A 20,094-nucleotide genomic window follows, 5' to 3' on the forward strand; every position below is an offset into this window, starting at 1 on the left:
TTTTATATTCAAAAATAGTCCCAAAAATAACTTTTAGCTTCAATTTGTCCATAAAAAAAAGCAAAGAGTTTCCCCTTTGCTTCTTCATTTCTATTCTGTTAAGATACTTCTTCTTTCTTATCTTTCCCGTATTCATGCTCCCAAAAATCAGCATTTTTAATTCCTAATGGCCTTGGATCGAATACTGGATCTTTTCCTTCTTTTTTCTGTTTTTCATAATCCTTTAATGCGACTAATGCAGGTTTTTGTAATAGTAAAATCGCAATGATATTTACCCATGCCATAATTCCTACCCCAATGTCGCCTAAAGCCCAAGCCGTTGCTGCTGTTTTTATACATCCATAGAATACAGCTCCTAAAAATACAAACTTTAGTACCATAGACATCCAAGGACGGTCTTTATCACGATTTAAGTACGCAATATTCGTTTCTGCAATGTAGTAATACGCCATAATTGTTGTAAACGCGAAGAATAATAACGAGATTGCAACGAAACCGTTTCCAAATCCAGGGAAAACAGATTCTACCGCCGCCTGTGTATATCCTGGTCCTGGCTGAGCACCATTTAGTTTATTAACGATAAAGTTTTTTCCGCTTGCATCAAATACGTTATACATGCCTGTAATAATCATCATAAATGCTGTTGCTGAACAAACAAATAATGTATCAATGTAAACGGAAAATGCTTGCACTAAACCTTGCTTAGCTGGATGTGATACTTCGGCTGCTGCTGCTGCGTGTGGTCCAGTCCCTTGTCCTGCTTCATTGGAATAAATACCACGTTTTACCCCCCAAGAGATTGCTAAACCGATAATACCACCGAAAGCAGCTTCTAATGCAAATGCACTTCTTATAATTAACATAAATGCTTCTGGCAATTTTTCAATATTCATAGCAACAATGACGCAAGCTACTAAAATATAGCCTATTGCCATAAAAGGTACGACAACTTGCGCTACGTTAACAATTCGCTTTACTCCACCGAAAATGATAAGAGCTAATACGACAACTAATATAGCCCCTGATGCGGTAGTATTAATACCAAAAGCCGTTTCTAAACTTACAGCAATACTATTTGCTTGTACGCCTGGTAGTAAAAGTCCTGTTGCAAGAATTGTCGCTGCAACGAATACTAAAGCATACCATTTAACTCCTAGACCTTTTTCGATGTAATAAGCAGGTCCACCACGAAACTGCCCTTGATGTTTCGTCTTATATATTTGCGCGAGTGTTGATTCTACATAAGCTGATCCTGCCCCTAAAAAGGCTACTGCCCACATCCAAAATACAGCTCCTGGTCCACCGAATGCAACCGCTGTTGCTACCCCAGCGATATTCCCTGTTCCAACACGTCCTGATAACGAAAGTGCTAACGCTTGGAATGAAGAAACACCAGCCTCTGATTTTTCTCCTTGAAATGTCAGCTTCACCATTTCTCCTACGTGCCTTACTTGTAAAAACTTCGTTCGAATAGAAAAATATAAACCTACTCCTAAACATAAATAAACAAGTGCTGGACTCCAAACAATATTATTTAACCAATTTACGAAAGTTCCCAACATTCCCCCTCCTTCTTTATAAAGAATATTCAGAATATATATAAAATTATAAGTGCATACCGAATCTAGGACAATATTATTTTAATAAAGTAAACATATTTTTGTATAAAAAAACAAAGTATATATTTGTTTTATATACTTTGTTTTGAACTAAATGTATTATATATTCACAATTGCTTCTCTTTTAATAATTCTTTCGTATAGCTCTTCTGATAATTTCAAGAAGTTATCAGGCATATCTTTCCCTTTAAACTTCTTCTGAAGCGTTCCATATAAACCTATATCACGTAAACGTAAAAATAGTGGCAACGATTCATACCAACTATCCGCCAGCCTGTGCTCATACTCATATCCTTTTCGTAACACTTGTAACTGTTTACGAGCAAAATCTGTCTTCTCTTCTGCTGTCCACGGTGTAAATAGAACAGAGTAATAAAGAACCATCGCTAAATCATGTATAAAGTAATTATAAGCTGCATCATCAAAATCAAAGATTGTTAACTCTTTACCATCATAATGAAAATTACCTGGATGAATATCCCCGTGCATAAGGCCGAACGTTTCTCTTTCAATTGAAAGAGCCTTTATCTCATCCATTAATACCGCAGCGATTTTTTTCACTTGATCATCTTCTAGTTCATTAACAATCCCACTCTCGTCTTCTTCCCACGTATCACGATAGTCTGTTTTAGGATATTCCATTGTAAGGCGATGCAGTTGCCCAATCGCTTTTCCCCATGCTTCAAAGAGAGGCTCGCCCCAATAAGGCGATTCCTCTCCTTTTACTTGCTCACCTTTTGCATATGTAAATAAGGAAGCGAAAAAGAAAGTTTCATCCTCTGCTACGATTTCTTCTACAAGATTTTGAGACGTTGAATAAAGAGGTCCTGCTACCTTTGCCCCATTCTCCGCAACATATCGTAAAAAATCTAGTTCAGCCTCTACCTCTTTTTTGGAGCGATGAGAAGAGTGAGTTAAACGCAATACGTAATCTTCGCCACAATCACCCTTTGCCTTAAAAATATAATTTTCAAAATCTCCAAGTGGCTTTTCTTCCACTGTTACATGAAACAAACTCGCTGCTCTTTTTAAAATCTCTTTTGTAAAAACACGTTCTACAGCTATTTCCATATGTATCCCTCCTATATATCTTCTTAATTCGACACAAATGTTAGAAGTACTGCTATGAAATTGAATAATGCACAAAAGACAATGTAACGTAACCTTCAATCCTCTTTTTTTAAAATAATTCAAGCATAAATTTCTCACAAACGACAAAAATTAACAGAAACAATTGCACTTTAAGAGAGGTGGAAATTATGACAGAGCAAAAAGAACAACAAGAGAGTAAAAACCAAAAGCATATGTTTCCATCACTTCCGGAGAACATTAATTACATTGAAAATAAACTTTCTCATTCTGATGATATAAAAAAATTAGATCTCCCTTTTCAAAACGGAAAAGGAGCAATCTTATATATCGAATCTTTAGCAGATCCAAATCTAATTCATCAGTTAGTCCTTGAGCCATTATTAACGCGATCAGATTTATCTTTAGATAAAGCTTTTTCTACGTTAAATATGAAAAAAGAAACGAATTTAAATTATGGGATACAACTTTTATTACAAGGTAAATCCTTATATTTTCATGAACACGTCGACAGTTTTTGTATTTTCGAAACAACCTTATCTTTAAAGAGAGATATAGCAGAGCCTGATAATGAAGGAGTTGTGCGCGGTCCACATACTGGTTTTGTAGAGGATCTAGCAACTAATTTAACCTCTATTCGTAAACTCATTAAGAGTCCAAATTTAGTTGTTAAGTATTTTACACTCGGTGAAGAAATGCACACGAAAGTGGCAATTACTTATATGCAAAATATAGCGAATGACGATTTAGTTATAGAAGTGAAAAGAAGATTGGAAACCATTAAAACGGATGCACTTATGCCACCAGGATACATACAAGAATTTATAGAGGATACGTCTTTCTCCCCATTTCCGCAGCAATTAAATACAGAGCGTCCAGATAGAACTGTTGCTAATTTAATGGAAGGGCGTGTTGCTATTTTATCTGATGGAGATCCAACAGCGCTCATCGTTCCTGTTACGTTATTTGCTTTCTATCAATCACCAGATGATTATAATAACCGTTGGATTGTCGGTTCTTTCGTCCGAATGATTCGCTTAGTAAGTTTTTTAATTGCCTTTCTCTTACCAGCTTTATATATTGCAACTGTTGCTTTTCATCCTGATGTGTTACCGCTCGAACTTGTGTATACGATTAAAGCTTCATTAGAGAAAGTACCGCTTCCTCCTATTTTTGAAGCTCTCTTAATGGAGTTAATTTTCGAGTTATTACGAGAAGCTGGTATTCGCTTGCCGAGCCGCGTTGGACAAACAATCGGTATTGTAGGTGGTTTAGTAATTGGGGATGCAATTGTAAAAGCTGGACTCGTTTCTTACACAATGATCATCGTTGTAGCTTTAACTGCAATCTCATCTTTTCTCGTTCCATCAAACGATATGAGTTCAGCAGTTCGGATTCTTCGTTTTCCATTAATGCTCCTTGCTGCCATATTCGGATATGTAGGAATATCATTCGGTCTCATTATAACTTTCGTTCACTTATGTCAGCTTCATTCATTTCATACACCATATCTTTCTCCTGTTGCCCCGATGCGGATTAAAGATATGAAAGATTCTTTCATAAGACTACCAATTTGGTCATTTTGGGAAAGACCACATGATCCAAAACCGAAAAAAATGCAGCGCCAACATGTAACGAGAGAGGATGAGGACGGTGACAAACACGCAAAGTAAAATTTCACTTGTTCAATTTACCTTTTTCGTTATTCAATGCCAAATTGGGGTCGGTATACTATCTCTACCTAACCGGCTTCATCCGATAGCAAAAGGTGGTGGTTGGATTTCTGCGCTCATCGCGGGGCTTGCCATTCAACTTATTATTTTACTTATGTGGCTTTTCTTAAAACGATTTCCTGATGCAGATATGTATAAAAGTGTTTGTATGCTATTTGGTAATAAGTTAGGAAAACTATTGGGCTTTTCTTATGTTTTTTATTTTACCCTTATCGGTATGACGGTTATGTTGAATGCTTGTAACGTCATTAAAGTATGGGTTTTACACGCAACTCCGTGGTCTGCAATTCTCATATTATGTACAGTAGCTTGTTGTTATGTAGCTTATAACACATTTAAAGTCATCGTACGATTTTATGTCATGGCCTCTATTCTCATTATTCCAATGGCCCTTTTAATTGCCCTAGGGCTTTCACGAGCTGATTTCTCTTATATTTTTCCTATTACAGAAGCCGGATGGTGGAATATAATTCAAGCATCCAAGGAAACAATTACAGCCATGTATGGTTTTGAAATTATTCTTATCGCTTTCCCAAAAGTAAATGGGAGTTCTATTGCAAAACTGAAGGCCATTTCTATCGCCAATGGATTTGTAACTCTTTTTTATACTTTTACCGTTTGGATTTGCTTTATCGTATTTAGTCCAAAGCAAATTGAGCTTATTCCAGAGCCAGTTGCTTACTTATTACGCTCCTTGCATATTGGAATTATAGATCGAACGGACCTAATCTTCATCCCAATTTGGATGATAACAGTTGTCGCTTCTATTGCTAGTTATTACTGCGCTGCTTCAATCGGAATTGGACATATATTCAACCTTGCTAATCATAAAAAGGCTGTTCCAATCGTTGGTATTATTGCTTTTAGTGTAGCCTTATTTATAGATACACCTGAAGAATTAAAAGTAATTTCAACTTTCACTGATAAGTTCACCTATATTTTCATCGTTGTCCTCCCTCTTTTATTTCTACTTTATTCAATAATAAGAAAGAAGAAAGGAGAACAGTATGTTCCCAAAAAGAGTTAAATTACTTTTAATATTATGTACTAGTTCCCTCCTTTCTGGCTGTTGGGATCAAGAACCATTAAGGGAGGCAAGTTTAGCTTATAGCGTTGGAGCTGATATTACGGAAGAGAATAAACTCCAGCAAACAATCGAGCTTGTAAAAAGTTCAAGCGGAGAGCAATCTTCATTTGAGAATGAAATATATTCAGCAACCGGGCATAACATAATGGATACAGGCGATGCCCTAAAAAAAAATGTGACTGGGAATATTCGCTATTTTAAATATGGTGTTCAATTACTCGGAACCAAAATTCTAAAAAAGGGTATACTCCCCTATTTAGATGTCAGCTTTCGAGATCCAACAAACCCAACTGCTTTAGTAAAACTTATTGCAGTAGATGGTGAAACATCGGAGATACTCGAAAAAAAGAAAATAGGAAATTTACTAATTGGAGATTTTCTAAAGAAAAAAGTGAAAAGCTTAGAAGATATGAGTGTATTTCCAAAAGAAACTTTAGAAACAGCTGCTACAAAAATGTTAGATCCCGGTAAAGACTTTACCCTTCCTTCTATAAAAATAAAAGGAAAAGAAGTAGTTACAAACGGGTTAGCTTTATTTAACAATGATAAATTAACTGGGCATTTACCTTTGCAACAATCTGTTTTATTCGTGTTATTAACCGGAAAAATGGGAACAAGTGCCCGTATAACCCAAAAACTGACTAGTGATGAATCTGAGAAGACATCTGATTATTTAACAATGGAAATTAGTAATCGAAAATTAAAACGCGACTTAAAAATAACAACAGATAAAAAAGGAAATGTTTATGCTCACATTAAGCTCCAATTAAAAGTTATAGCACTTGAATCTCCAAGAGATAATATGTATACAATGGACGATAGAGAAAAACTAAATAAAGAACTTTCTAAACAACTCACGAAAGAAGCGAAAAAAATAACACGAAAACTACAAAAAGCAAATTGTGATGCTTTCGGTATTGGAAGACATCTTATCGCTTATCATCCTAACTTATGGAAGAAAAAAAATTGGAATAAAGATTATGCAAAAGTAAAATTCAAACCTGAAGTAGAAGTAAGCATTTTGTATAGTGGTGTCTTAAAATAAAAAGGTTGTATGCCGCTCGGGCATACAACCTTTTTATTTCGTATATCGATACACAATTGATTCATATGGTCTTAAGTTAAGTTTTGCAATATCCTTGCTGGCATCTTTATAATTCGACAGTAGTACTTCTTGTTTCATTCCATCTAACTGAACGTGCGCTGGTACTGAATACGTTATTTCTTCTCCATAGAAGTTATTTATAACAAGTAGCACTTCACTTTCTTTAGTACGAGTATATGCCCAAATTTTAGGATCATTTTTATCCAAAATAGCATATTCTCCTTCTGTAATTACATCATACGTTTTTCTAAGCTCTATTAACTTTTTATAATGATAAAATACGGACTCTTTATCTTCTAATGCCTTCTCTACGTTTATTTCTTTAAAATTTTCAGCCGCTGAAATCCAAGGTGTACTTGTTGTAAAACCACTGTTCATCTCTTCATTCCACTGCATCGGAGTGCGAGAGTTGTCACGAGATTTTTGCTTTAAAATCCCTATAATCTCTTCTTTTGATAGCCCTTCTTTTAGCTTTATATCGTATATATTTAACGATTCTACATCACGATATTGCTCGATGGACTCAAATTTAGGATTCGTCATACCGATTTCTTCCCCTTGATAAATATAAGGCGTTCCTTGCAGCATGTGCATGGCTGTCGCTAACATTTTTGCAGATTCGTTTCGGTACTTTCCATCATCACCAAAGCGTGACACGATGCGAGGCTGGTCATGATTACACCAAAATAACGCATTCCATCCTCCGCCCTTTTGCATTTCAATTTGCCAGTTAGACATAATCTCTTTTAATTTAATAAAATCAAACTCTGCTTTCGTCCACTTATCACCATTCGGATAATCTACTTTTAAATGATGGAAACTAAACGTCATGCTTAATTCATTACGCTCAGGATTAGAATATTTAATACAATTATCAATTGTCGTAGATGACATTTCTCCAACTGTAATGACATCTTTTCCTGCAAAAACATTTCGGTTCATCTCTTGTAAATATTCATGAACACGCGGGCCATCTGTATAATACTTGCGTCCATCACTTGTCGCAGTACTACCTTCATCGTTTAAAAAACATTGGTCTTTTGAAATTAAGTTAATGACATCTAATCGGAATCCCGTTACCCCTTTATCCAGCCAAAAGCGCATCATATCATATACTTCTTCACGCAGTTTTTCATTTTCCCAATTTAAATCAGCTTGTGTTTCATCAAATAGATGTAAATAATATTGCTCCGTCTTCTCATCATATTTCCAAGCAGATCCACCAAACTTAGACTGCCAATTATTTTTTTCATCACGCCAAATATAGTAATTACGATATGGACTATTTTTATCTTCCTTCGCTTCTTTAAACCACTTATGTTCAGTCGAACTATGATTTACAACAATATCAAGCATAATTTCAATGTTACGTACTTTCGCTTCTGCTAAAAGTTCTTCAAACTCTTCCATCGTTCCGTAAGATGGATCAATGCTGTAATAATCACTTACATCATATCCATTATCATTTTGTGGTGATTGGTATATCGGTGTTAACCAAATATAATCCACTCCGAGTTCTTTTAAATAATCTAGTTTCTCTGTAACCCCTTTTATATCACCGGTTTCTCTATTGTAATAACTATTAAAGCTCTTCGGATAAATTTGATATACTACACTTTTATGCCAATCCTTCATGTTTAACTTCCTCCTACTTCTGTTTCACTCTTTTTGCAAATAACCATGTTAAAGTAAATGGGATTACAACTGCAATAATCATTCCGACAATAAACATTGGAATCGATTTCGGAATGATAGAAATAAATGCTGGCAATCCCCCAATTCCGATAGCAGGTGCTAATACACCATTTAATGTAATGAATATCGCTGCCACAGCAGACCCTATAATCGCTGCATAAAACGGGAACTTATTTCGTAAATTCACACCAAACATCGCTGGTTCTGTAATACCGAAGTATGCTGAAATGGCTGATGTTGATGCCATACTTTTATCATTTTGATTTTTAGAAATCCAGAACATCGCAAGTGCCGCACTACCTTGCGCAATGTTAGAAAGAGCAATCATCGGCCAAATAAATGTACCGCCATGTTGTGCAATCAATTGTAAATCAATTGCAATAAACATATGATGCATACCTGTAATTACGAGCGGTGCATATAACGCTCCAAATAATACTGCTCCAACTACTGGTACTGTTTCATATACACCTACTAATCCTACTGTTAATAAATCTCCAATATGACGTGTAACCGGACCGATAATTCCTAACGCTAACACACCTGTCACAACGATTGTTGTAATTGGTACAACTAGTAATTGAATTGCATTTGGTACATGTTTCTTTAAGAAAATTTCCACTTTACTTAATACAAATGCTGCTACTAAAACAGGTAAAATTTGTCCTTGATATCCTACCTTCTCAATTTGGAACAGTCCTAAAATATTGAAGTACTCAATCTTTTGACCCTCTAAACCAGTCGCTGCTTTTCCATAGTCCCAAGCGTTTAATAAGGCCGGGTGCACAAGCATTAATCCCATAACAATCCCTAGTATTGGACTACCACCAAAACGCTTCGTTGCTGACCAACCGACAAGTGCTGGTAAGAATACGAATGCTGTATTGGCCATCATATTAATTAAATCCCAAAGCCCGCCTAAGTTCGGATAAACATCTAATAAATTTTTTCCATCAAAAAATAAGTCCTTTGCGCCTAATAGATTGTTAATACCCATTAGTAAACCAGCTGTTACGATCGCTGGTAATATCGGCATAAATACATCCGAAAATATTTTCACAAACTTTTGAGCTGGATTTAACTTCTGATTTCCAGAGTCTTTTACGTCAGCTACAGTCGATTCTTTCATACCTGCAAGCGTTATCAACTCAGCGTAAACACGATCTACATCCCCTGGACCAATTACAATTTGAAATATCCCAGCGTTATGAAACGCTCCTTTCACTAATGAAACAGACTGTAATTTATCATTATCTATTTTGCTTTCATCTTTTAAAGCGATACGGAGCCTCGTCACACAATGTGCAGCTTGTTCAATATTGTCTTTCCCACCAATATACTGCAACACTTCCTCTGCTGTTTTACGATAGTCTTTCCCCATATTCCCGTCCCTCTTTTCTTTTTTTGATACCGTTTACAATTACATATTAACTCGTATATATAAGTTAGTCAACACTCGTATATACGAGTTTATGTTTTTTTTTTATAAAAAAAAGAGATGAAACAATATTTTGTTCCACCTCTTTACTTCCTGCGTGCCACATCCGAAAAGTGAAAAATATCTAAACGATGGCGTGATTCTGTATATTCAAACTGACTTCCATCATACAAATGTGTAAAGTTTTTCACAACGACAACATAGTCTGTTCCATTTAAATCTAAGTACTTTCTATCGTCCTCTGTACATGGCTGTACTTCAATTACTCTCTGCGAATAACTAATATGTAGCCCAAGCTCTTTCTCGATGTATTTATAAATCGATGCAGTTGCAATTTCTTTCGTTAATCCTGGAACAAACTCAGATACAAAATGATTTATATCTAAAATTACTTTTTCTCCATCAATATTTCGTACACGTTTAATATGGTCAATCTCTGTTTTTTCTTTTACATTTAATAATTTTGCAATTTCTTTTGTGGCTTTTTCTTTGTCCATTTCCACAACTTCTGTAATACAATGACGTCCTAAACGTTCATTTTCTTCTTGGAAACTTACAATACCGCCAAAATTAAATTCAATATTTTTTCGCTTTAAAACAAAAACACCTTTTCCATGAATTTTTTGCACATATCCACGCTCTTGCAGTAAATCTACAGCTTTTCTTACCGTTCCTCGGCTTGCCTCATACTGCTTCATTAATTCTGTTTCTGATGGGATTTTGCATCCCTCTTTTAATTGTTTATTATCAATAGATTTACTGATTTCTGTATAAATTTGTTCATACTTACTCATCATCTACACTAGCCCCTTGTCACCTTCTAATTCTATATGTATTATAACATGCTTCACTCTTCTGCCAATCTCTCACTTATTTTCCAGTACAAGAAAAATATAGGTAAATATTTAATCTTTAAAACGTATTTTTATAAAAATTTTTATATTTTTCTTTTCATTCAAAAAAACATGTAGTATACTAACTTCAAAATCAGAGGAGAAAGGGAGCAAAGAACTATGCTTACTTATACAACAACTGTAGTTACATTTGCACAAAAACATCATCATCATACGTAACCCTTGAAACCTAGCGGAAAAATTACGCGTAGGTACAAGGGTTATTCCCGTTGTACCTACGCTTTGGCAAAAGAGCCATGTAGGTATTTTTTTATCTACATGGCTCTTTTTTTATTGTCAAAAAGCTAGTAAAAAATGATGTTTAAGCAAAACTTACTACAAAGGAGTTAACAAAAATGGAAACGAAAAAGTGGGGATTATGGGTTTTAACAGCATTTGTTATCGGGAATATGGTTGGCGGTGGCGTATTTATGCTTCCAGCAAATTTAGCACAAGTATCAGGTCCAATGGGTTCTACACTCGCATGGAGTATTACAGGCCTTGGCGTATTTATGATTGCACTTGTATTTGGAAATTTAGCGATTCGGAAACCAGAATTAAAAGCTGGACCACAAAGCTATGCTCAAGCGATGTTTCCTTCAAAAAAAGCTGGTAAAGTTGCAGGATATAGTATGGCATGGGGATATTGGGCTGCTAACTGGGCTGCAACAGCATCTGTTATTATTTCCTTTGCTGGATATTTATCAACATTCTTTCCAGTTTTACAAAGTAAGCAAATTCTTTTTTCAATAAATGGATTTTCACTGGAGCTCGGAAAAGGATTAACTTTCCTCGTATGTAGCCTTATGCTGTGGGGAATTCAATATATTCTTTCGCAAAATATTGATCGAGCTGGAAATATGAATCTACTTGCTACTATTGCAAAAATTATTGGATTTACAATGTTTATTGTAATTACATTGTTCATTTTCAACGCCTCTAATTTCGGAGACGGTCAAACCTTTATGAATGAAGCAGGACAATCAATCTCATTAGGTGGCCAAATCAATTCAGCTGCTATTGCAACACTCTGGGCATTTATCGGTATTGAATCAGCAGTTATGCTTTCTAATCGTGCAAAATCACAGCGCGATGTAAAAAAAGCTACGATTTTCGGATTAATTATCGCTCTTCTTATTTACATGTCAATTACTTTACTTACAATGGGAGCTCTTCCGCAAGATGCTTTAAAAGAGTCTCAAAAACCATTAGTAGACGCATTAAATTTAGCAATTGGAAATAAAGGTGCATATATAATGGCTTTACTCGCTCTTATATCTTTATTTGGATCTACAGTTGGCTGGATTGTTGTTAGTTCAGAAGTACCTTACCAGGCAGCAAAAAATGGACTTTTCCCTAAGTTTTTCGGGAAAACAAATAAAAAAGGTAGTCCTTCAAAATCACTATTGATTACAAATATAATGACGCAAATTTTCTTATTTTCAACGATTTCTGGTACTGTTTCAGAAGCGTATAGTTTCGCTATCGTCGTAGCAACATTAGCCTATTTAATTCCATACCTTGTTTCTACCTTGTACCAATTAAAATTAGTTATTACAGGAGAAACGTATGATATACTGCCCGGATCTCGAGTAAAAGATGGAATCATTACGACATTAGCGTTGGTATACTCTATTTGGGTTATCAAAACGGGAACTGCTGATTTAAAAACATTCTTCTTAGGAATTGGATTGTTCGTATTAGGTCTTATTCTTTATCCAATACTAATGAAAGACTCACAAAAAACGGATTAAATAAAGAGAAGCTGCTGGCTTCTCTTTTTTATTAAAAATCTGTAATTAACTTTTCTTTTAGCTCTCCTACAGATAAAGGTTTCGCATAATAAAATCCCTGTACATAATCACAGCTCATTGATTGTAACAAACTCTCTTGCTCTACTGTTTCTACTCCTTCAGCAACTACTGCTAAATTTAAACTATGAGCAATTTCAATAACGGATTTTACAATCGTTCGTTCTGGTTGTGCGTGATCATAATGAAATTCACGAATAAAATTACGATCAATTTTTACAATATCCAGTGGTAGTTGTTTTAAATAATATAAGGAAGAATAGCCAGTTCCGAAATCATCCAAAGCAATTAAAACACCCATATTTCTTAATTCTTGTAATGTAGCAATAATATAATCAAAATGGCGGACTGCTATGCTTTCCGTTATTTCTAATATTAAACGGTTCGGAGGAAAACCAGTTCTCTTTAAAATGCTACGTACAGAGAAAATAAAACGTTTCTGCATTAATTGTTGTATAGATAAATTCACTGATAACTTTAGTCCTTCTTGATAATTGGGCAATGTTTTAAACAATCGGCACGATTTTTCTAATACCCAGTCTCCTAGCTTTATAATAAGTCCAGACTCTTCAGCTACCGGGATAAATTCGTTTGGTGAAATAGGTCCGTCTTCTGTCATACAGCGTACTAGAGCTTCTATACCAGAATATCTCTTCGTTTTCAAATCAATAATAGGCTGCAATACTACATCTAACTCTTCATCACGAATTGCCTTTTGCAAAGCAAACTCAACTTTCATTCTACGATTTATTTTCGCGCGTAGCTCATCTGTAAAGAAACATGCAGCATTTCTCCCCTGTTCTTTTGCACTATACATAGCTAAGTCGGAGTTTTTCAATAATGTTTCCACGTCTTGTCCGTCTTGTGGATAAGAACAAAGTCCTAGACTAGCTGAAATATATACTTCATGGCCTTCAAGAATAAATGGTGCCTGGAAACATGACAACACAGATGTCGCTAACTGCCTCATATCATCTTGTCTATGATTTTTTGTTAACAGCACAAATTCGTCGCCACCTAGCCTAGCCAGAACATCTTTCTCTCCTAGTACATAATGCAACCTTGAAGCGACTTCGCTTAAAAGTAAGTCCCCTATCATATGACCTAACGTATCATTTACTAATTTAAAACGGTCCAAATCAAAGTAAATCATACCAAATTCTTTTTTATCTGCAATCAATTTATTAACGGTCGTTATTAATTGCAAACGGTTCGGCAAACTCGTTAAAGCATCATGATAGGCAAGTTCCCTATAACGACTTTCACTTAGCCGCAACCTCTGTTCCGCTTCTTTTCTACTACTAATATCATTTCGTATTGCGATAAACTGGTAAGGCTCTCCTTTTTCATTTAAAAATGGAACAATTGTTGTTTTGACCCAATAATATGTACCATCTTTTGCTCGATTCCGAATCTCACCTGTCCATACTTTCCCATTCAAAATACGTTTCCATAAGTTTTGAAAAAAGGTTTTCGGATGATGACCTGAATTTAAAATACGGTGATCTTTTCCAATTAATTCTTCTCTTTTGTATTTAGAGATTTCACAAAATTTATCATTTACATATGTAATAAGACCTTTTCGATCTGTAATTGCAACAATTGAAGACTCATCTAATGCTAACTTTAAATCTCGCAACGAAGAGTCATATAATGCATGACCTCTCTGTTCTAGCATGCGCATCTCTCCTTGCTTCTATCTGACTAAAACACAACCTGTTTCTCTTCATAGAAATAGAGATATTTCATTTTCTAATACTAGCCCTTTACATAAATTATCTTTTTAAATAAACCGATTAAAATAACATAATATTATTTGTAATAAAAAGCAATATTATACCGTTTCAATTATAACTGGTAGCTTCCCATATCTCTAATTACTTCGCGCCTTATTATACCGCAATCCTTTTAAGTAGCTCTATGCAAGCCTTGTTTCCAACTAATACCACTCATATCTGATCTCTTTGTTTTTAATAACGAAATAGAAATTAGATCATACTACATAACTATTCACAAATAATAATATGAAAATCTACATTAATGTGCATGTTTTTGAATTACAATAACAAAATATTAACATATTTCCACCTTAACTTTGGAATTATTTTATAAATAAATACTGTATTAAACTAAAAAAGAGGATAGCCTCTTTTTTAGTTTAATACGAATATGGTATTTGCTGATAACCTGGGTATGGCATTGGATACGTTACAGGGTATGGTGATGGATAAGCTACTGGATATGGAGCCGGATAATATCCTCCACTTGTTGCACCTGTTAATGCACCAGCTGTCAGTCCGCCTAACACTCCTCCTGCAAAGCTTCCAGGGAAAAATCCGCCTCCCCATGAACTACCACCACCCCAGCCCCATCCGCCTCCGTGATGATGATGGTGATCATAGTGATTGTGTCCTCCATGGTGATGATGTCCACCATGATGATGATTTCGATAGTACAATCCATTATTTTCTATATAATTCATGTTTCTCCGCTCCTTTTCGATTTTTTCATTTTCATATGCGTTAAGAGTGGGATAAAAAATGGGATAGTACACTGTATGTAGGACAAATGCGGAAAGTATAGGTGAAATGTCTATATTTTGTAAAAAAAGCAAAACACCTTATAATAAAGATGTCATATTACATCTTCTATTTAAGAAGTCTATATTGAAAAAAGATTAGGGGAATTATATAGAAATGAAGAAGCCTATCGTTCAATTACTATTAATATTTACAATTGTATCTATCGTTCTGTTCCTATTAAATACATCGTATATTTCGTTATATACATTTGTCGGTGCTCTATGGTCCATCACAATTGTCGGAATTTCATTCGTTATTTTTATAGAAAATAGATCTCCACAAAGTACGTTAGCATGGTTTTTAGTATTAGCACTTCTTCCTATTATAGGTGTGCTTTTATACGCTATTTTCGGACGCAGCCGCTGGAGAAGAAAAAAACATCTCCATCGTTCAGAAGAACAAAGAAAATTATTCCGTGAAATATTAGAAGGAAGAAGACTAGAGTTATTACTCACAGTCCCACTAAATGAACGTTCCATACATTTAACAGAAGTCATACAAAAATTTGGAGGTGGTCCTGCCGCAGATAAAACAACTACAAAACTTTTAACAAACGGAGATCAAACATTTTCAGAGATTTTGCGAGCTATAGAGCAGGCAAAGCATCATATACATATTCAATACTACATTTATAAATCTGATGAAATTGGTACAAAAGTTCGAGATGCTTTAATACAAAAAGCAAAAGATGGTGTTATTGTACGCTTCCTTTATGATGGCCTTGGAAGTAATACGTTACGACGACGATTTTTGCAACCTATGAAAGAAGCTGGGATTGAAATTGTAGAATTTGACCCTATTTTTTCAGCTTGGTTACTTGAAACTGTCAATTATCGTAACCATCGAAAAATTGTTATTGTAGATGGAAAAATTGGTTTTACCGGAGGACTCAATGTCGGTGATGAATATCTTGGCCGTTCCAAGAAATTTCCTGTTTGGCGTGATAGTCATTTAAAAATAGAAGGAAAAGCATTATATAAATTACAAGCAATCTTTCTAGAAGACTGGCTCTATGCCTCTAGTGGTTTAAATACTTATTCCTGGGATCAATTCATGAATAGACAATACTTCCCAGGTAAAGAGATTTCAAATGCAGAAGGTGCTGTTCAAATCGTAGCAAGCGGACCAAGCTCCGATGATAAAAGTATTCGTAATACATTATTAGCTGTTATGGGCTCTGCAAAAAAATCCATTTGGATCGCTACACCCTACTTTATTCCAGATCAAGAAACTTTAACATTATTACGCTTAAGTGCAATTGCCGGAATAGATGTACGGATTTTATATCCAGGTAAAAGTGATAGCATCATTAGTGATCAAGCATCTCAATCCTATTTCACTCCGCTTTTAAAAGCTGGTGCTTCTATTTACAGTTATAAAGATGGTTTTATGCATGCAAAAATTGTACTCGTTGATGATACAATTGCAACTATTGGAACAGCGAACATGGATGTACGTAGCTTTGAATTGAATTACGAAATTATTAGCGTTCTTTATGAATCAAAAACAGTTCACGACATTAAACGTGATTTTGAAGAAGATTTTAAACATTCAACTGAAATTAAATGGAACTCTTTCCAAAAAAGAAGTATAAAAAAACGCATATTGGAGTCTTTCATGAGGCTCATTTCTCCTTTACTGTAGGCAATCAACTTCATCTTGATTGCTTTTTCTTTTCCCTTTATCCTCCTTCCTTTTCTTTGCATACCATATTAAAACAAGTTATCATAAGATGTATTACTTTATGAAAATAATGTTAGGTGGGAAATACATGTTAGAACAATTTCATATACATGCTGATTTAAAACAACAGCTTTCTACGATTCATGAAAAGAATAAACAAGAAGCTGGTGAAAATGCACATTTAATCGGAACGAAAATATATAAAGCGTCTGATAATAGCATTATTGAAGATGCGATTACAGCACTTCTTCTTGGCAAGAATATTCTATTAAAAGGACCGACTGGTAGTGGTAAAACAGTACTAGCGGAAACTCTTTCTTCTTTATTCCAAAAACCAATGCATAGCATTAACTGCTCTGTCGACTTAGATGTAGAGGGTATTTTAGGATACAACACACTACAAACGAAAGATGGTGCATCTGAAGTTTCATTCGTTAACGGTCCTCTTATGAAAGCAATGAAGAACGGTCACTTCCTATATATTGACGAAATCAATATGGCAAAACCTGAAACGTTACCACTTCTTCACGGCGCATTAGATTACCGTAAAATGATTACAAACCCATTTACACAAGAGGTTGTATACGGTGATGACGAATACCGTGTAATTGCTGCGATTAACGAAGGTTACGTTGGAACAAGTGAACTAAATGAAGCGTTAAAAAACCGTTTCGTTATTATTGAAGTTCCTTACATTCAAGGTGATACATTAAAAGAACTATTATTAGCAGAATCAAAATTAAATGATGTTGCAACAATTGAAAAGTTTGTTGCATTTGCAAGCGACCTTATGCCTTTAGCTCGCGATGGACGTGTAAGTGAAGAAGCAGCAAGTATTCGTGGTATTATCGACGCATGTGATTTAGGTGTATATATTCCTGTTATGCGAGCGATTGAACGAAGCATAATTGCAAAACTTAATGATGAAACAGAACAAATGACTGTCCGTGAATTAGCAGAAAGTTATTTCTTTGAGGGATAATTTATGAGACAAATTTTTAGTGACAAAAAAATTGATGCGTCGCTGTTTCTACAAATGGAAAACTTAATGTATGCCCTTCTAAAAGAAGACGATGCCTATCTTGAATATGGCTATAAAGCATACTACGACGAAATTGAAAAGAAAGTTGTCATTAGTCACTTTTGGGATGATCGAAAAGAAGAAGATACAGTAATCGGATTAAAAAGCGAAGTGTTCTTAAAAGCACTTGGTAATAAACATTACTCGGACATGACTTTAATTCGCTCTTATGCGATTGAATTGCAAGAATCGCCCCTAAAAAAGTTTTTAACACAATTATTTGTTCTATTAGAAGATTTACGCGTTGAGGAAATCGTAAAGAACTTACGTCCTGGCACGAAGCATGTTTTTAAACGTCGAAAAGAAATGTACCGCAATTATTTCGGCTCTCAAAATGAAATAAACCGTGTTCGTAATTATCACGGTGATCGTCTATTTTGCCTATGCTATCTTTCATTAACTAGCGATAAATACGAAATGTTTAATAATGAATATTTTGAGCAAATTGAAGCGATTTTACATGAAACATTCCAAGCACGTAATACTGAAGATATTATGTATATCGTTGAGAAAATTCGCTATCGCTTAGAGGCGCTTCTTGAAAGCGATATGCTTAACAACTATTTCGGACATGCTCCACTTTACTTATCTGTCCTTGCAGACGAAAAGAACTGTCGCGTCGAAGATTTAGCAAATGATGATACGCAGCTTATAGATGACGATGAAAATAAAAACAAAATGGATGAAAGTTTCTCCACATGGCATCGTGAAAATAAAAATAACGAAAACGAGAACTTTTTACGCTTTGAATTAGAAAGCGGAACAAAAACTAATATGATGGGTGATACTGCCCGTGAATCAGAAGATGGCGACCAAGCACTTGGTTCTGTACAAGGTACCTCACAAAAAAGTACACAATCCAACTTTGATGGCGCTGATACAGAAGAAGCAAGGGCTTCACACGCTTCTAGCCAGCACGACGGTGCATACGGTAAGTATAATGTAGGTGCTTCTCATACATTTAAAGAAGCTCGCAAACCAAACTCAGATGAGAAAAAAGATTACCAAGCTATCAAATCAGTCGTCAATAAAGATGTAAAAGAATTAAAGAAAATTATCGAAAAAACAATTGAAAATAAAACGAATGCGAATAGTGATAAATATTACGGAAGACTTCGTAAGAAATTCCTTCGTATTTATACCGAAAAACAACCGCGTATGTTTTATAAAAAAGGACAAGAGTCACAAGAACTCGATGTTGCATTCCAACTATTAGTTGACTGTTCTGGTTCTATGTATAACAAAATGGAAGAAACGAAGAAGAGTGTTGTACTATTTCATGAAGCTTTAAAGTCTTTAAAAATCCCGCACGCTATTAGCGGATTTTGGGAAGATGCCTCTAGCGCTAAACCTGAAGATAAGCCGAACGTTATCCATGAAGTTGTAAATTATAAAAACTCAACGTTGCCAAACGTTGGTCCAGAAATTATGCAACTTCGTGAAGAAGAAGATAACCGCGACGGATATATTATTCGTATCGTTTCTGAAAAACTTGCCAAAAGACCTGAGAAACATAAATTCTTACTAGTCTTCACAGACGGTGAGCCTTCTGCGCTAGACTATCAACAAGACGGAATTTTAGATACGCATGAAGCTGTTAAACTCGCGCGTAAAAGTGGTATGGAAGTAATCGGTATCTTCATCGAAGAAGGCGAAGCGAAAGAAGCAACTTATCAATTGATGAAAAACATTTATAACCATCACTTCTTAGTTGCAAATCATGCTGAAGATTTACGATTGAAGATTAAACCATTGCTGAAAAAACTATTACTGAAGACGATTGAATAGAAAATAGGAGCCTTATGGCTCCTGTTTTTTCGTTCAATTACTTTGTTTCTGGTTGAAACTTGTATGGAATGGCTACTTCTAATAAAGATTCAAATCCTCCGTCATAGTATGGGAAACGCTCATTCGCAATTGTTCGATCTACCCACTCTATTGCAGAAATTTCACCTTCATCTTCCGCAATAAGTTCCCCTTTTACTACATTCGCTCGGAATGTAAAAAATAGTGCATGATTCCCTGATTCTTCAAAGAATTTTTCATTGATCGCAACAAGCCCCCCAGCCAAGGCGGTTAAACCTGTCTCTTCTTTCACTTCTCTTATTAGTGCTTCCTCTAATATTTCACCTTTTTCCACAGCCCCACCTGGCAATGACCAAACGTTTTGTTCTACATTATGTACCATTAATATTTTATCTGTTTCTTCGTCATGTATTAGTGCGTATACGACATCAACTCTTTGCATAAGACTTCTCTCCTCCCAAAAATAATGAAG

General features: G+C 35.2%; 15 protein-coding genes. 7 read left to right on the forward strand and 8 right to left on the reverse strand.

The features are described from left to right. Nucleotides 1-98 precede the first annotated feature (98 nt). Nucleotides 99-1,562 carry an alanine/glycine:cation symporter family protein gene (locus tag QCI79_RS09800; RefSeq protein WP_002100762.1) on the reverse strand — a complete coding sequence of 488 codons (1,464 nt, stop codon included), beginning with the start codon at nt 1,560-1,562 and terminating at the stop codon, nt 99-101. A gap of 156 nt (nt 1,563-1,718) precedes the next feature. Further along, nucleotides 1,719-2,690 (reverse strand): phosphotransferase enzyme family protein, encoded by a 972-nt coding sequence (locus QCI79_RS09805; protein WP_000401655.1) that lies wholly within the window; start codon nt 2,688-2,690, stop codon nt 1,719-1,721. A gap of 188 nt (nt 2,691-2,878) precedes the next feature. Between QCI79_RS09805 and gerKA the strand changes: the two genes are divergently transcribed. The 3 genes from gerKA to QCI79_RS09820 are packed head-to-tail and all read left to right on the forward strand — an operon-like array spanning nt 2,879 to nt 6,573. Further along, complete coding sequence (gene gerKA, locus QCI79_RS09810; RefSeq protein WP_000139248.1) at nt 2,879-4,381, forward strand: spore germination protein GerKA; 1,503 nt, start codon at nt 2,879-2,881, stop codon at nt 4,379-4,381. Further along, nucleotides 4,362-5,468: a GerAB/ArcD/ProY family transporter gene (locus tag QCI79_RS09815; RefSeq protein ID WP_000185796.1), complete on the forward strand. Its 1,107-nt coding sequence runs from the start codon at nt 4,362-4,364 to the stop codon at nt 5,466-5,468. Before gerKA ends, QCI79_RS09815 begins: the two co-directional genes overlap by 20 nt. After that, nucleotides 5,449-6,573 (forward strand): Ger(x)C family spore germination protein, encoded by a 1,125-nt coding sequence (locus QCI79_RS09820; RefSeq protein WP_000484128.1) that lies wholly within the window; start codon nt 5,449-5,451, stop codon nt 6,571-6,573. The genes QCI79_RS09815 and QCI79_RS09820 overlap by 20 nt, the downstream gene beginning before the upstream one ends. Nucleotides 6,574-6,606: 33 nt before the next feature. On the opposite strand, the gene treC is transcribed toward QCI79_RS09820, so the two are convergent. The 3 genes from treC to treR form a co-directional block, all read right to left on the reverse strand. After that, on the reverse strand, nt 6,607-8,268 hold the full coding sequence (treC, locus tag QCI79_RS09825; RefSeq protein WP_000656143.1) for an alpha,alpha-phosphotrehalase: 1,662 nt from the start codon (nt 8,266-8,268) through the stop codon (nt 6,607-6,609). A gap of 13 nt (nt 8,269-8,281) precedes the next feature. Next, nucleotides 8,282-9,709 carry a PTS system trehalose-specific EIIBC component gene (gene treP / locus QCI79_RS09830; protein WP_000513935.1) on the reverse strand — a complete coding sequence of 476 codons (1,428 nt, stop codon included), beginning with the start codon at nt 9,707-9,709 and terminating at the stop codon, nt 8,282-8,284. A 143-nt stretch (nt 9,710-9,852) separates the two neighbouring features. Next, nucleotides 9,853-10,563 (reverse strand): trehalose operon repressor, encoded by a 711-nt coding sequence (gene treR, locus QCI79_RS09835; protein WP_000987244.1) that lies wholly within the window; start codon nt 10,561-10,563, stop codon nt 9,853-9,855. Between the two features lie 452 nt (nt 10,564-11,015). Between treR and QCI79_RS09840 the strand changes: the two genes are divergently transcribed. After that, the gene (locus QCI79_RS09840; protein WP_000448443.1) at nt 11,016-12,413 is read left to right on the forward strand and encodes an amino acid permease; all 1,398 of its coding nucleotides are present in this window, start codon (nt 11,016-11,018) and stop codon (nt 12,411-12,413) included. Between the two features lie 31 nt (nt 12,414-12,444). Here QCI79_RS09840 and QCI79_RS09845 read toward each other — a convergent pair whose 3' ends face one another. Then, nucleotides 12,445-14,148 (reverse strand): putative bifunctional diguanylate cyclase/phosphodiesterase, encoded by a 1,704-nt coding sequence (locus QCI79_RS09845; protein ID WP_000893350.1) that lies wholly within the window; start codon nt 14,146-14,148, stop codon nt 12,445-12,447. 480 nt (nt 14,149-14,628) lie between these two features. Next, entirely contained in the window at nt 14,629-14,952 is a 324-nt protein-coding gene (locus QCI79_RS09850; protein WP_001106383.1) for a hypothetical protein, read from the reverse strand. Nucleotides 14,953-15,166: 214 nt separating this feature from the next. Here QCI79_RS09850 and QCI79_RS09855 point away from each other — a divergent pair, with 214 nt between their 5' ends. The 3 genes from QCI79_RS09855 (at nt 15,167) to QCI79_RS09865 (ending at nt 19,604) form a co-directional block, all read left to right on the forward strand. Next, nucleotides 15,167-16,696 (forward strand): cardiolipin synthase, encoded by a 1,530-nt coding sequence (locus QCI79_RS09855; protein WP_000743031.1) that lies wholly within the window; start codon nt 15,167-15,169, stop codon nt 16,694-16,696. A gap of 127 nt (nt 16,697-16,823) precedes the next feature. Next, the gene (locus tag QCI79_RS09860) at nt 16,824-17,717 is read left to right on the forward strand and encodes an ATP-binding protein (RefSeq protein WP_000892973.1); all 894 of its coding nucleotides are present in this window, start codon (nt 16,824-16,826) and stop codon (nt 17,715-17,717) included. A 3-nt stretch (nt 17,718-17,720) separates the two neighbouring features. Beyond that, nucleotides 17,721-19,604, forward strand: a complete 1,884-nt coding sequence (locus QCI79_RS09865) for a vWA domain-containing protein (protein WP_001248851.1) — start codon at nt 17,721-17,723, stop codon at nt 19,602-19,604. Nucleotides 19,605-19,641: 37 nt separating this feature from the next. Here the strand turns inward: QCI79_RS09865 and QCI79_RS09870 are convergent, their stop codons facing one another. Then, nucleotides 19,642-20,064 carry an NUDIX hydrolase gene (locus QCI79_RS09870; RefSeq protein ID WP_001189940.1) on the reverse strand — a complete coding sequence of 141 codons (423 nt, stop codon included), beginning with the start codon at nt 20,062-20,064 and terminating at the stop codon, nt 19,642-19,644. Nucleotides 20,065-20,094 lie beyond the last annotated feature (30 nt).

It is taken from the genome of Bacillus cereus group sp. MG1, assembly GCF_040460035.1.
GTDB lineage: Bacteria > Bacillota > Bacilli > Bacillales > Bacillaceae_G > Bacillus_A > Bacillus_A cereus.

Excerpts from the sequence above, each read along its gene's own strand:
- QCI79_RS09800 (WP_002100762.1), bottom strand. The coding sequence starts at position 1,562 with ATGTTGGGAACTTTCGTAAATTGGTTAAATAATATTGTTTGGAGTCCA.
- QCI79_RS09805 (WP_000401655.1), bottom strand. The coding sequence starts at position 2,690 with ATGGAAATAGCTGTAGAACGTGTTTTTACAAAAGAGATTTTAAAAAGA.
- gerKA (WP_000139248.1), top strand. The coding sequence starts at position 2,879 with ATGACAGAGCAAAAAGAACAACAAGAGAGTAAAAACCAAAAGCATATG.
- QCI79_RS09820 (WP_000484128.1), top strand. The coding sequence starts at position 5,449 with ATGTTCCCAAAAAGAGTTAAATTACTTTTAATATTATGTACTAGTTCC.
- treC (WP_000656143.1), bottom strand. The coding sequence starts at position 8,268 with ATGAAGGATTGGCATAAAAGTGTAGTATATCAAATTTATCCGAAGAGC.
- treP (WP_000513935.1), bottom strand. The coding sequence starts at position 9,709 with ATGGGGAAAGACTATCGTAAAACAGCAGAGGAAGTGTTGCAGTATATT.
- treR (WP_000987244.1), bottom strand. The coding sequence starts at position 10,563 with ATGATGAGTAAGTATGAACAAATTTATACAGAAATCAGTAAATCTATT.
- QCI79_RS09840 (WP_000448443.1), top strand. The coding sequence starts at position 11,016 with ATGGAAACGAAAAAGTGGGGATTATGGGTTTTAACAGCATTTGTTATC.
- QCI79_RS09845 (WP_000893350.1), bottom strand. The coding sequence starts at position 14,148 with ATGCTAGAACAGAGAGGTCATGCATTATATGACTCTTCGTTGCGAGAT.
- QCI79_RS09850 (WP_001106383.1), bottom strand. The coding sequence starts at position 14,952 with ATGAATTATATAGAAAATAATGGATTGTACTATCGAAATCATCATCAT.
- QCI79_RS09855 (WP_000743031.1), top strand. The coding sequence starts at position 15,167 with ATGAAGAAGCCTATCGTTCAATTACTATTAATATTTACAATTGTATCT.
- QCI79_RS09860 (WP_000892973.1), top strand. The coding sequence starts at position 16,824 with ATGTTAGAACAATTTCATATACATGCTGATTTAAAACAACAGCTTTCT.
- QCI79_RS09865 (WP_001248851.1), top strand. The coding sequence starts at position 17,721 with ATGAGACAAATTTTTAGTGACAAAAAAATTGATGCGTCGCTGTTTCTA.
- QCI79_RS09870 (WP_001189940.1), bottom strand. The coding sequence starts at position 20,064 with ATGCAAAGAGTTGATGTCGTATACGCACTAATACATGACGAAGAAACA.